Origin of the sequence: Weissella paramesenteroides ATCC 33313, assembly GCF_000160575.1 — a bacterium.
In the GTDB taxonomy this organism is placed as follows: domain Bacteria; phylum Bacillota; class Bacilli; order Lactobacillales; family Lactobacillaceae; genus Weissella; species Weissella paramesenteroides.
The window spans coordinates 55862-65011 of the sequence record NZ_GG697136.1 but is presented as its reverse complement, the minus strand read 5'-3'; the positions used below and the strand labels follow the sequence as shown (position 1 = coordinate 65011).

The 9150-nt window shown below is 39.3% G+C and carries 21 protein-coding genes and 2 tRNA genes; 11 read left to right on the top strand and 12 right to left on the bottom strand.

From position 1 onward, the window contains the following. On the bottom strand, positions 1 to 514 hold a 514-nt coding region (locus HMPREF0877_RS09285; protein ID WP_002829135.1), incomplete at its 3' end, for a helix-turn-helix transcriptional regulator. Between the two features lie 449 nt (positions 515 to 963). Here HMPREF0877_RS09285 and HMPREF0877_RS10210 point away from each other — a divergent pair. From HMPREF0877_RS10210 to HMPREF0877_RS10200, 11 genes are all read left to right on the top strand, one after another. Continuing rightward, positions 964 to 1105 (top strand) — tRNA-Ser (locus tag HMPREF0877_RS10210). Between the two features lie 820 nt (positions 1106 to 1925). Continuing rightward, positions 1926 to 1998, top strand: a tRNA-Asn gene (locus HMPREF0877_RS09280). Positions 1999 to 3079: 1081 nt separating this feature from the next. Beyond that, positions 3080 to 3415, top strand: coding sequence for a hypothetical protein (locus HMPREF0877_RS09275; RefSeq protein ID WP_040761184.1), 336 nt, complete (start codon positions 3080 to 3082; stop codon positions 3413 to 3415). A 165-nt stretch (positions 3416 to 3580) separates the two neighbouring features. Beyond that, positions 3581 to 3748, top strand: coding sequence for a hypothetical protein (locus HMPREF0877_RS10205; protein ID WP_155809310.1), 168 nt, complete (start codon positions 3581 to 3583; stop codon positions 3746 to 3748). Next, the gene (locus tag HMPREF0877_RS09270) at positions 3718 to 3927 is read left to right on the top strand and encodes a hypothetical protein (protein ID WP_002829132.1); all 210 of its coding nucleotides are present in this window, start codon (positions 3718 to 3720) and stop codon (positions 3925 to 3927) included. Before HMPREF0877_RS10205 ends, HMPREF0877_RS09270 begins: the two co-directional genes overlap by 31 nt. After that, positions 3924 to 4109: a hypothetical protein gene (locus tag HMPREF0877_RS09265; protein WP_002829131.1), complete on the top strand. Its 186-nt coding sequence runs from the start codon at positions 3924 to 3926 to the stop codon at positions 4107 to 4109. Before HMPREF0877_RS09270 ends, HMPREF0877_RS09265 begins: the two co-directional genes overlap by 4 nt. After that, entirely contained in the window at positions 4096 to 4365 is a 270-nt protein-coding gene (locus HMPREF0877_RS09260) for a hypothetical protein (RefSeq protein ID WP_002829130.1), read from the top strand. Before HMPREF0877_RS09265 ends, HMPREF0877_RS09260 begins: the two co-directional genes overlap by 14 nt. Beyond that, entirely contained in the window at positions 4362 to 4541 is a 180-nt protein-coding gene (locus tag HMPREF0877_RS09255; protein WP_002829129.1) for a hypothetical protein, read from the top strand. The genes HMPREF0877_RS09260 and HMPREF0877_RS09255 overlap by 4 nt, the downstream gene beginning before the upstream one ends. After that, positions 4542 to 5072 carry a nucleoside 2-deoxyribosyltransferase gene (locus HMPREF0877_RS09250; protein WP_002829128.1) on the top strand — a complete coding sequence of 177 codons (531 nt, stop codon included), beginning with the start codon at positions 4542 to 4544 and terminating at the stop codon, positions 5070 to 5072. Beyond that, positions 5073 to 5201 carry a hypothetical protein gene (locus HMPREF0877_RS10465; RefSeq protein WP_002829127.1) on the top strand — a complete coding sequence of 43 codons (129 nt, stop codon included), beginning with the start codon at positions 5073 to 5075 and terminating at the stop codon, positions 5199 to 5201. Further along, positions 5201 to 5341 carry a hypothetical protein gene (locus HMPREF0877_RS10200; RefSeq protein WP_002829126.1) on the top strand — a complete coding sequence of 47 codons (141 nt, stop codon included), beginning with the start codon at positions 5201 to 5203 and terminating at the stop codon, positions 5339 to 5341. The genes HMPREF0877_RS10465 and HMPREF0877_RS10200 overlap by 1 nt, the downstream gene beginning before the upstream one ends. Before the next feature lie 191 nt (positions 5342 to 5532). Here the strand turns inward: HMPREF0877_RS10200 and HMPREF0877_RS09245 are convergent, their stop codons facing one another. From HMPREF0877_RS09245 to HMPREF0877_RS09200, 11 genes are all read right to left on the bottom strand, one after another. After that, the gene (locus tag HMPREF0877_RS09245) at positions 5533 to 5721 is read right to left on the bottom strand and encodes a hypothetical protein (RefSeq protein WP_002829125.1); all 189 of its coding nucleotides are present in this window, start codon (positions 5719 to 5721) and stop codon (positions 5533 to 5535) included. Next, positions 5721 to 5873 carry a hypothetical protein gene (locus HMPREF0877_RS10195; protein WP_002829123.1) on the bottom strand — a complete coding sequence of 51 codons (153 nt, stop codon included), beginning with the start codon at positions 5871 to 5873 and terminating at the stop codon, positions 5721 to 5723. Before HMPREF0877_RS10195 ends, HMPREF0877_RS09245 begins: the two co-directional genes overlap by 1 nt. 50 nt (positions 5874 to 5923) lie before the next feature. Then, complete coding sequence (locus HMPREF0877_RS09240; RefSeq protein WP_002829121.1) at positions 5924 to 6253, bottom strand: hypothetical protein; 330 nt, start codon at positions 6251 to 6253, stop codon at positions 5924 to 5926. Positions 6254 to 6300: 47 nt separating this feature from the next. After that, on the bottom strand, positions 6301 to 6486 hold the full coding sequence (locus HMPREF0877_RS09235) for a hypothetical protein (RefSeq protein WP_002829120.1): 186 nt from the start codon (positions 6484 to 6486) through the stop codon (positions 6301 to 6303). After that, positions 6486 to 6734 (bottom strand): hypothetical protein, encoded by a 249-nt coding sequence (locus HMPREF0877_RS09230; RefSeq protein ID WP_002829118.1) that lies wholly within the window; start codon positions 6732 to 6734, stop codon positions 6486 to 6488. Before HMPREF0877_RS09230 ends, HMPREF0877_RS09235 begins: the two co-directional genes overlap by 1 nt. A 1-nt stretch (position 6735) precedes the next feature. Then, the gene (locus tag HMPREF0877_RS09225) at positions 6736 to 7020 is read right to left on the bottom strand and encodes a hypothetical protein (RefSeq protein ID WP_002829116.1); all 285 of its coding nucleotides are present in this window, start codon (positions 7018 to 7020) and stop codon (positions 6736 to 6738) included. A 15-nt stretch (positions 7021 to 7035) separates the two neighbouring features. Then, positions 7036 to 7362 carry a hypothetical protein gene (locus tag HMPREF0877_RS09220; protein WP_002829115.1) on the bottom strand — a complete coding sequence of 109 codons (327 nt, stop codon included), beginning with the start codon at positions 7360 to 7362 and terminating at the stop codon, positions 7036 to 7038. A 12-nt stretch (positions 7363 to 7374) separates the two neighbouring features. Beyond that, positions 7375 to 7767, bottom strand: a complete 393-nt coding sequence (locus tag HMPREF0877_RS09215; RefSeq protein ID WP_002829114.1) for a LysM peptidoglycan-binding domain-containing protein — start codon at positions 7765 to 7767, stop codon at positions 7375 to 7377. A gap of 17 nt (positions 7768 to 7784) precedes the next feature. Continuing rightward, positions 7785 to 8384, bottom strand: a complete 600-nt coding sequence (locus HMPREF0877_RS09210; protein WP_040761182.1) for a hypothetical protein — start codon at positions 8382 to 8384, stop codon at positions 7785 to 7787. 78 nt (positions 8385 to 8462) lie between these two features. Next, entirely contained in the window at positions 8463 to 8723 is a 261-nt protein-coding gene (locus HMPREF0877_RS09205; RefSeq protein WP_002829112.1) for a hypothetical protein, read from the bottom strand. Then, a complete protein-coding gene (locus HMPREF0877_RS09200) occupies positions 8720 to 8995 on the bottom strand; it encodes a hypothetical protein (RefSeq protein WP_040761178.1) in 276 nt (91 codons plus the stop codon). Before HMPREF0877_RS09200 ends, HMPREF0877_RS09205 begins: the two co-directional genes overlap by 4 nt. Positions 8996 to 9150 lie beyond the last annotated feature (155 nt).

Below are 9150 nucleotides of genomic sequence, written 5' to 3'. Positions count from 1 at the left end.
CGGGTGCTTTTTCCATTGAGAATAAATTACCATACGATGCAGCTTCACTCTCGGTAAATAAATTGGCTTGTTCTTTGGGAACGAATGACATTGATCCAGTAGTGGTGTCCACACGTAGGTAGCCGTTGTGAATCGACTTCACTTTGAACCGTAAATAATAGCTATCTTCATTCGATGGGACGATAGTTAGGTAGCCACGATAGTAGTCAGTGAGTTCCTCATCGGATAGGCTAGTCAACGTTAACGTTAACGTTAGAAATTCAAGTGCGTTATTAGCTTGTGAGCGTGCGTCTGTGAGCGTTTTATAGTCTTGCTTAGCAATTACCTTGAGGTGTCCAGAAACCAAATAATCAAGCGATACACCAAAGTATTGGGCGATAGGTAGCATATCCTCCAAGCTGTTACCGTCCTTTTCTAATAGGCTTAACGTAGGTTGTGACACACCAATTTTACTGGCTAATTGTGCTTGCGTGAGACCATTTGACTTGCGTAATTCTTTTATCTTATTCAACATAGTTTTATAATATCATAAATATAGTTGATTTTAAAGATAGGTTATCGTATAATGATATATGTACTTGAGAGAAGTATTGAGCCACCTGGGAGGGCAATCCCAAGTGACTCGCATCAGATTATTCTGATTACATTACACGTCTAACGACAATTTAAATCTTAAAAATAATGTGCCACGTGAATGACTATTACACCCTGATAAACTGGCTGGTTATATCGAGGTATGTGTTCCTGATAGTGCACGTATAAACCAACTGTCATTGGTAATCAGGTTGAATGACGAAATCCCTATGGCTGACGGAGATAGTCTCACAAGTCGGTGGGTAAAGCAAGTGTGGCGGAATAGGTAAAGCTCGAGTGTTGGCAATAGCTTCTAGAAGTCTGTTAATACTCGATTAGAAACTCTGAAAAATATCAGATTGTTAGGTGCGAATCCTAACTGCTTGCATAGTGAGTGTAGCGTATTGGAAGGCGCATGGCTAAGAATATATGGAATAATACTTGCATAATGTGTGAGTACCATATACTTGAAAGATTGCATGAGGTCTTGAAAACCTCTCATGCATCGTAGGTTCGATTCCTGCCGCTCACGTAGTAGGACACTGTAAATGTACGGAATAGGTCACACCGAGAACGTCCGTGATGAGGAGGCTTAACTAGCTAGGCATTGTGTGTCTACGAAAGTCCAGGGTAGCTCCTGGCATATATGGAATGTAAGCGAAGTTGGTTAGCAGGCGGTTCGCTAAACCGTTGCTGGTATATATCAGTTGTGAGATCGTGCCTCACACATTCCGAACAGGATCGTAGCAATAATGGTAATTGCATGGTAGGAACAGCCAAGATTCCCGTTCGATTTAGGACGATCCTCTTGAACAGTTGACAGCCATTTAGGTCGCGCCTAATAAGATTCTGTTCATTAATTGGATTATCAATGAGAAACTATTAACCGACTGGTGATGCGGTGGTTAATATCTTTCAAGACTTGGTAACGGTAACACTTGGCACATATATCGTTAGTGTCCTACGGTGATTGTTATGTCTCACCGATAGTCGGAAGTCTGACATAACAGCCACGGAGTATGAGGTCAACTTGCTATTTCATCCGATAGTGAGTGTTGGGTTCGAATCCCGACCGTGGCATATCACAAACTAAAGTATGCGTGACTGTCTCACACATTATTATGGTAGGACAGAACCCTAGGTATCACATATTACTGGTTGTGAATAAACGGTAGAAAGCAATTTAATTGTCAGCACTGGGTGCCTTACTATCGTTGACAATAGTAGGTGGTCGTAGTTCTTAATTGTAACTATGCGGAGTTCGAATCTTCGGCTATTGCATTGCTTATCCTTTGGATTAGCAAAACATTATCCTTATAGGTAGCATAGTTTCCCGGCTTGCTACCATTTATGGGAACTTAGCTCAGTTGGTAGAGCGTATGATCGTTAATCATGATGTCACTGGTTCGAATCCAGTAGTTCTCGTTAGCTACATTTTCTTGTGGCTATTCTGATATTTCTATTTAAATGTGGTGTCCGTATGGTAGTAATAATCGGTTCGATTCCGGTTACGGATATTAAAGATTAAGTGCAGGCGATAAACTTAATTAAAATCCTCCTAGTTGATGTTTGGCAAAGCGGGGTATTCATAGGGGGCATAGCCCTGATAACTAGCGGTGACGTTAGCGAAAAAGACTACTCGGAATTCGTAGTCGTGCCAGTAATGGTCAATCTATGCACGTAATGTAGTCCTAAGGAACGCTTGGTTGATGTCAAATGATGAGACACCATGTCAACGGTCATTCCAAAGGACTACTAAACAGTATGCGACCGTAAATCGCATGCGATACGAATGAATTATATTGCTGACTGACAACCAGTGATCACTACTTCAAGTGTTGCGTCCTACAAACAAAACACAATAGGCGGTGTGGAGCATTCTGTTACTCAAAAGGTAACGGAACTCCTGCAAGGCCACATCGTTGAATTGACCGGTAAATAATACAATCTATTAAACATTATACTTACAAGCAAAAGTGCTTTGCCTTCATGAGTGATGTGTTCTAATACTCACCGTTACAATAACGAAGTGAGTGCCGTGGCTGTTCGCAAGACGAAACGGTTCAGTAACTAGTAGCGCAAGTTAGATGTTAGCTGCATCTTACCTAAGTGAAACGTGCCGAGATACTTATGAAGTAATAATATGAACATGAACGATACGTTAGGGATAGCGTGGAAACGTTGCGAAATCATAATGCAATTAAAGGCGTTCGAGCTGTGGCTATATTCTCAAGCCGGCATACATATAATATCCTGTGTGACACGCACAAAACCAATGGTAACTGGTCGGAAGGGTTGAGTTACTTACGTCTTTACAATAGACACGATGAACAGATGAACTGTGGGTTCGCAACACCCATTCTAGATAAAGTTGCAGTGTACTTGTACGACTAGCGTTGTTTCGCCACGAAGATACGGTGAGGAACAGCGGTACTAGCTAGTAGTCGTGCAATACATATAATTAGGGAACGTTTAAAGGCGTTCCTTTTTAGTAGGAGGAATGATTGTGGATAAACTAACAATAGCTAAATATATGAAAGACAATTGCGACTTGCATGATGTCCACAACGTGATGTTCATGGTTTGGAATAGTTCATTTGTAACATACGGCAGACCATTGTTCGAACACCATTTTACGACTACTGATTATGGTGTATACGATAGTGATCTAGATGTGTTACCTGACATTACTGTTAATCCGATGCCGAATATGAAACGGTTCCTAGATAGCATTGTCAATCAATTAAATAATAGCAATGACTTTCGTTTGATGTTGGAGGTTAAAGGTTATGTCAAGAAGTTACAGACACAGCATGTGGCGGCCAGACAAGTCGTTTCGTAATCATACAAAACATATTACATATAAGAAAATAGCTAATCGTCGGGTGAGACGAGCGGAGTTTATTCTACCTAACAAGGGTTATCGTAAGCAGTTTGAGTCATGGGAAATTGTTGATTTTAGAAGTCGTAACCGTGGTGACACACCGTTGTGGAAATGGAAGGGTAAATGAATCGACTACAAGCATTAAATAAGTTCACTCGTCTAGATGAGTACGATGAACCCGACAGCAAACATACACAGAAGTATTACAAGCAAGCAGCCAATCGAATTGAACGGCATGTAGAAAACAGTGAGGTAAAACAATGGAATTACAAGAGGCAGCAAAAGAATTAGATAAGTTAGCGATGGCAGTAGCAGAAAGTGCAATCAACAATACGGAAACATATAGTGAAGCAATCACGTATGTCTACGAAAGCAAGAGTGCTAGATATAGAACTGATGCAGAAAAAGCATTGCTTAGATTGGTTGTAAATGTAATCAATCAACAAGCATTGGAGGCACGTATTAGATGAACTTAAATAATCTACCAGCAGAAGAAGCGCTTCATGATCAGAAAAATCAATTCATATATAAGCTTAATAAAATGAAGACGGCTGTTAATCGGTCACAAACTCTGACCGATAATGACTGGTACGGTGGTTATGATGTCGGATACCGTAAAGCATTGGAGGACGCGTTAAATGAATTACGATAATGAAATAGAGAAACTAGCGACGGCATTAGCTGATGAGGCAATGAATAAAAGTGCTACATATAATACGGCAATTGATATGGTATCTGATCTAACTTACTATGATGATTTAATTGTGATAGCAGAAGGAATGATTAAGGAACGTGCGTTTGCTAGTGTGATTGACCATAGTGAACGTGTGGAAATAGATAGTCGTACGGAAAACATTAGTGTTGGCACAATTAAGGACGGTCTTACACGGCCAATGGTGATGTATTGAAACTAAAATTTAACCAACAAACGTTCGAGCTATTACGCAAAGCCAAAGCCAGCTACGAATATAACAGAAAGCATGACTATGGTAGCTATTCAGAAACGGCTGCAACTGAATTTTCATTTGGTTATTATCTAGGCTTACAAGATATGCTAAAGAATTTACAATCGGAGGGAAAATAAATGGACGAACTAATTAAACAATTACTAGAGATTCAATCGCAAGCACCAAATGACAAGTTACCGGGTGCAAAGACCGGATATTTTGGGGCCGGTTGGTTTTCAGATGTGCAGATTAAAACGTTAGTCACTGGGTATCGAGCATTATTAAATAATCCAACAGTTGCATACGTACATTTGCCACTTTTGAATCAGTCGGAAGGTAATGTGTACGATGAGAACGGCGACTTCAACCCTGACTTCAAGTGGGGTGTGAATACGTATAACGCAGACGAAACCGCTATCCGAAACTCAGACTTCACACTAGGTGTACTCGAAGCAGGCAATGAGGATAGCGGAACTGCATACGAATTAGGATATGCAAAAGCTACTGGTAAACCTACGGTAACGTACTATGTTGGTGACTGGAATGCTAATCCAATCAACTTAATGACGGCTATTGGACCAGATAGTTATGTCAATTCGCTGGACGAATTACAAACATTTGATTTCCGCAGCATTGAAACTCGTGATTACAAGGGGAAGATTGTATAAATGGACGGAGTAATTTCGGTATCTGATTTTGAAAAATCAATCAATTCCGAAGAGTTAATTAATATCCTAAGCGGTTTCGGATTAGTTGAGCCAATTCCAACTGCCAATCCTGAAAGGAAGATTATGTAATGGAAGATATTAAAGATTTAAGCCATAGAGTAAGTACGATTGATCAACGATTAGAATTTGCAAAGATTGAACAGTTGAGTCGTATTGCTGATGAACTAGAAGAGTTGAATCAAGACGGCATATCGATTTTGCATTATTAAAACTAACCACAATGCCAAGCTTGCCAGTTGCGATGGAATCTACATTTGACTTACTCAATACGACATACGAAATTGATGTGTCAGAAGTTGTGGACTTGGTGAAAGCTACATACTAGCCGAACTTATTTATATATAACAAAACGCTCACTGAATTATCGGTGGGCGTCTTTTAGTATTGCTATTCATAACTATCAACCTTTTAGTTCCTGTCGTCTTGCTCGTATCATATCACGCAATTCTTCTAAATCAATATCATCTGCGAAATCTCGGACGTATGTTTTATATAATGCTTTAGCTTGATTACGTTTTGCTTGTTGCTTGTGTACCAAGTTATAAGCAGTGGTGTACTTAACTTGTTTCTCATTGTCTTTGTAAGGCATTATTTAATCTCCTCACCGTTCCATTTTTTATTTATCAATTCTGCTGCCCAATCTAGTTCTTCTTCAGTTGCGTATTCTCGAATAAATTTTTTCCCTTTTGACTTCGCAACCTTCTTACGATTCTTCCATTTCTGTTCTTCTTCTGCATTCATTGTGTGATTTCTCCATTTTCGACGTCATATAAACGTATTCTATGAGCGATTTATTCTGCCCACTCGTCCCGATGATCCTTATATTCCATGTATAACTCGTACAACATTAGCCAATCCGCGTCCTCAAACCTGACATATTTGCGTGCCTTGCTACGTTGCTTAGTAAACTGACGTGTATTACCGTGTTCGTGTGGCGCTTTATAATTCGGGTCAGTAAAGTAATGTTGCAAATCAATCATGTCACTTTCGCTGGCCAACCACTTCACGAAATACTTTGCACCAGCTAGATTATTTGCGTGTTCGCGTACCGATTTATTCTCGTCATAATATTTCTTTTGTGCCCGTTGCCGTGCGGGTGTGTATTGATTTTCCGTATTCATTCCGCTACCTCAAAATCGATTATACCACGTGTAGTAGGGAATTTATACTATCCAATTCTCTCCATCAATTCTAGTAGTGCCGATTCTAAATCATCTGCATTCATACTGCGTAACTCTGTGGTTAGGGCAGGGTGTGCGTTAATCACCGATAACATACGGTTGATGTCGTCTGTGTCCACATCGTCAATCAGCGCTGTCAAATCTATTAAATTCCATAGTTCGTTATAAGTCATTATGCTAGCTCCTTTGTAATATACGTAAGTAATTCTGATTGATTATTGAACATCAATTCATTGAGCGACTTCATCTTTGGTGCGCGTGCATACCATGTAATTGTAATATCATTTCCCGATACGAAATACATCTTACCGTCACGTGCAGGGTAACTAGCAAATTCATAAACGCCTTGTGGTAAAGCGTCTTCTAGTTTCTGCATGAATTTAATTTGTGTCTTTGGTGGTAGTACGTTATATTTAATCATTTTATTTCTCCAATTCTACATGTCCATAATTTTTATCAGTGTCTGTAATCGCACGTTCCATTGATTCCACAGTAGCGTTGTCCTTAAATTTCTTGAGGGTATCTTTATTTAAATTCAATTCCTCATACCAATTGTCAGCTTCTACCCACCAATCGTAATATAAATTTTTCAGGTAATATAAAATATCTTCGTCATAATCTTCAAGCAGTTTGTCAAATATCTCATATACGTCTTTACCAGTGGTAACGTATTCTGTACCGGTGTTAGTCGTTAAAATTCTTTTCATTTCTCTACTCCAATTCTAGTTATTAAACGCCCAGTATCGTGCGTCTTGTTTTACATTTTCCCAGTTCATTTCGCTGCACGAATCTGCTGTTTCCAAATCTCCAGGCAATACTGGCATGATATAAGTTTTCATCTGTGGATCAAACCAAATTCCTAATCGGCTTAATTCGCTGTCGTCCTTAATTTTCACTTCATACAATTCGTACACCAACGTTTCACTATTTCTGATTGCGTCAGGTACTCCTGATAATTCTCGCCAATTCTCAACTGCAATATCAGAGTATTCGTCGAACCATTCAATTGACGATACGGTTGCGTTTATTTGGTCTGCGTATGTTTTCATTTGTCAATTCTCCTAATCAATCTTGATCATTTCTTCGTCTGCTGTCCATAAAATGTAATTGTATGTGTCGTCGTCAATTTCATCGAATCCGCCATATTGTTCTGTCAGCTCATTTTCTTTATTGATTGCAATTTCATCATAAATAGTGGGGGTATAATCTAACACCAACTTCTGGCCAACTTCGATGTGATTCCAATTTTCAATGCCATTTACCAATGCTAGGCTACCAAGTGAAAAACCTTCTTTCCATGCAATTGTTTGTAACGTGTCGCCAGATTGTACGATGTATTCCGTACGTTGTCCGTTTGGGTTATCACTACCGAATTCGTCAGCGTGCGCTGTGACCGTACCACCAAGAATTACTGTTGCCAATACTGCGGTTGAAACTGCTAATTTTTTAAACATAATTTTATTCTCCAATCTTAATTAACGTGCAATGGTGTTACCAAAAATGTTCCTGTAATATCGTCATTCTCAAAAATTACTTTTGCTGGTTCGTACCGACTTACAACTTCCAATTCAAAATACGAATCTTTAAAGTTGCGCCCGATTACTTCCTTGCCGTAGTCTCCGATCATTTTCAAAAACTTGGGTTGAAAGTAGATTGTCAAATCTTCATTATCCGATTTACCAATTTCAAATTCACCACTCAAATCGTCAGACGATTCGCCAAATGCAATCGTCACAATTCCGTCCGTGATATTGATTGCTGCATACATGTTTTTCTTATACACCTGAATAATATCTACCCATTTGCCTGCTTCAATATTCAAGTGGTATCGAATGTTATCGTCCGTTGGTATCAATCTATCCGTGTCGGGATAGTTCACATTCAGTGGTACACCGTTTGGATCAATCGTCAGTTCCCCATTTAGATTATCAATCGGTGTTTTGAATTGTTCACGAATTAGTACGTGCCTGTCCGTTGTTACCAATTGTTCAGACGAAATGTGAACACTATGTAAACTTGGTTGTCCGTTAGTTGTCTTGCTTTTTGCAATTGTTTCTACTGTTTTGTGCATAATAAATACCTTTCTTTCTACCGGTTTAATCACCAGTATTCAACTATCAAGAATTACTTAATAGCTCAATACAAGGAACTAAAATTCCTGTAACTTATATTCTGAATTGTTATATTTTTCCGGACTAACTGGTTTACTCAACGTCACACCGGCTTTTGAGTAGTCATAAAATGCGCCGTCATATTTAACCAAGTCCGCAACTATTTCAGAACTACCGTTATACACGATTATTTCCTTGTCGTGGTCATACCAATTCACCCGTTTAGGGGCGTGGACTGTTCCCGTATGAGTGAGACCCAGTGCCGTCATTGCTAGTAGTACGATTGCTTGGGCTTTCATTTATTTACTCCATATTCCCATTCGCCGGTAATGATAACTGCAATTTCCAAACCTGCTTCACTATCAGCTTTTTCTTCTGCCGTAAGAGTAGGCAGCACTTGCTGTAAGCGGTTATAGAAGAAGTGGTTAAAATCATCATTATCCACGTACTGCTCAATATATTTTATTTGCCCCAACTCATACGTATAATTCCAAGTTGAACCTGTTTCGTTGTAACGAGTTTCTAGATCACGGTATAATGCCGCTACTATTCCTGTCATGTATGTCGTCATAAATTTCACCTTTTCCTTTCGTTTCATATATCCAAATCGTATATGTATTATTGGCGTACTATTACCAATCATTCGCGCTCATTTTATACATCACTTCTATATACGGCTTACCACCGCATACATTCTGGTTATCCTGTACTGTCGTACGTATCCGC

Excerpts from the sequence above, each read along its gene's own strand:
- HMPREF0877_RS09215 (WP_002829114.1), bottom strand. The coding sequence starts at position 7,767 with ATGTTTAAAAAATTAGCAGTTTCAACCGCAGTATTGGCAACAGTAATT.
- HMPREF0877_RS09205 (WP_002829112.1), bottom strand. The coding sequence starts at position 8,723 with ATGAAAGCCCAAGCAATCGTACTACTAGCAATGACGGCACTGGGTCTC.
- HMPREF0877_RS09210 (WP_040761182.1), bottom strand. The coding sequence starts at position 8,384 with ATGCACAAAACAGTAGAAACAATTGCAAAAAGCAAGACAACTAACGGA.
- HMPREF0877_RS09240 (WP_002829121.1), bottom strand. The coding sequence starts at position 6,253 with ATGAATACGGAAAATCAATACACACCCGCACGGCAACGGGCACAAAAG.
- HMPREF0877_RS09225 (WP_002829116.1), bottom strand. The coding sequence starts at position 7,020 with ATGAAAAGAATTTTAACGACTAACACCGGTACAGAATACGTTACCACT.
- HMPREF0877_RS10200 (WP_002829126.1), top strand. The coding sequence starts at position 5,201 with ATGGAAGATATTAAAGATTTAAGCCATAGAGTAAGTACGATTGATCAA.
- HMPREF0877_RS09220 (WP_002829115.1), bottom strand. The coding sequence starts at position 7,362 with ATGAAAACATACGCAGACCAAATAAACGCAACCGTATCGTCAATTGAA.
- HMPREF0877_RS09250 (WP_002829128.1), top strand. The coding sequence starts at position 4,542 with ATGGACGAACTAATTAAACAATTACTAGAGATTCAATCGCAAGCACCA.
- HMPREF0877_RS09200 (WP_040761178.1), bottom strand. The coding sequence starts at position 8,995 with ATGACGACATACATGACAGGAATAGTAGCGGCATTATACCGTGATCTA.
- HMPREF0877_RS09245 (WP_002829125.1), bottom strand. The coding sequence starts at position 5,721 with ATGCCTTACAAAGACAATGAGAAACAAGTTAAGTACACCACTGCTTAT.
- HMPREF0877_RS09265 (WP_002829131.1), top strand. The coding sequence starts at position 3,924 with ATGAACTTAAATAATCTACCAGCAGAAGAAGCGCTTCATGATCAGAAA.
- HMPREF0877_RS09235 (WP_002829120.1), bottom strand. The coding sequence starts at position 6,486 with ATGACTTATAACGAACTATGGAATTTAATAGATTTGACAGCGCTGATT.
- HMPREF0877_RS09230 (WP_002829118.1), bottom strand. The coding sequence starts at position 6,734 with ATGATTAAATATAACGTACTACCACCAAAGACACAAATTAAATTCATG.
- HMPREF0877_RS09260 (WP_002829130.1), top strand. The coding sequence starts at position 4,096 with ATGAATTACGATAATGAAATAGAGAAACTAGCGACGGCATTAGCTGAT.
- HMPREF0877_RS10205 (WP_155809310.1), top strand. The coding sequence starts at position 3,581 with ATGAATCGACTACAAGCATTAAATAAGTTCACTCGTCTAGATGAGTAC.
- HMPREF0877_RS10195 (WP_002829123.1), bottom strand. The coding sequence starts at position 5,873 with ATGAATGCAGAAGAAGAACAGAAATGGAAGAATCGTAAGAAGGTTGCG.
- HMPREF0877_RS10465 (WP_002829127.1), top strand. The coding sequence starts at position 5,073 with ATGGACGGAGTAATTTCGGTATCTGATTTTGAAAAATCAATCAATTCC.
- HMPREF0877_RS09270 (WP_002829132.1), top strand. The coding sequence starts at position 3,718 with ATGGAATTACAAGAGGCAGCAAAAGAATTAGATAAGTTAGCGATGGCA.